General features: G+C 63.9%; 1 protein-coding gene. It reads left to right on the plus strand.

What is annotated here, in order from left to right:
• Positions 1 to 1,037 (plus strand): mannitol dehydrogenase family protein (locus AWU74_RS06030; protein ID WP_162504921.1); only part of this gene is annotated, 1,037 nt, incomplete at both ends.

Genomic DNA, 1,037 nt, shown 5'->3' on the forward strand with positions numbered 1-1,037 from the left:
TGGGCGCGCCTCAAGGAGGTTTTCCGCGCGGAATCGCTCCAAATGGCGAGCTTCACCATTACCGAAAAACGCTACGCGCTCAAAGACCTCGGCGGCGCGTACTTCCCCGCCGTGCAAAAAGACCTCGCCGCGGGACCCGCCCGACCGCTTCACGCGATGAGCGTCGTCGCCGCGCTCCTGTGGGAACGCTTTCAGGCGGGCGGGCTGCCGCTCGCGCTGGTCAGTATGGATAACTGCTCGCATAACGGCGAAAAGCTGCAAGACGCGGTGCTCGGCGTTGCGGACGGCTGGCTCGCTGAGGGATTCGTAACGAAGGACTTTGCCGCATACCTCCGCGACCCGCGGAAGGTCAGCTTCCCGTGGTCGATGATAGACAAAATCACCCCGCGCCCCGCGAAAACGGTGGAGGATTCGCTCGCCGCCGACGGCATTGCGGGCATGACGCCGTTCGTTACGGGCAAACACACCTTCTCCGCACCGTTCGTGAACGCGGAAGTGTCGCAATACCTCGTCATAGAGGACGCGTTTCCGGCGGGGCGTCCCGCGTTCCACCTGCTGAGCGGAGCGGGCGTCTACCTGTGCGACCGCGGCACGGTGAACAAGACTGAACAGATGAAGGTCGCCGTCTGCCTGAACCCGCTTCACACGGCGCTTGCGGTGTACGGCTGCATTCTGCGTATACCGTCTATCGCCGAGGCGGTGCGGCTCCCTGCGCTGCGGAAGCTGATTTCCCGAATCGGCTATGACGAGGGGCTTCCCGTCGCGGCGCACCCGGGCATCATCGACCCGAAGCGCTTCATAGACGAGGTAATCAACGAACGCCTCGCCAACCCGTTCATCCCCGACACCCCCCAGCGCATTGCGACCGACACGTCGCAGAAGGTGCCGATACGCTTCGGCGGGACGATACAAGCCTATATGCGCGAAAAGCGGGACACGGGGGCACTGTGCGGAATATCGCTGGCAATAGCGGGCTGGCTCCGCTACCTTCTGGCGGTCGACGACGACGGCAAGCCGCTTGAACTCAGCGCCGACCC

The organism is Treponema endosymbiont of Eucomonympha sp., from assembly GCF_001028545.1.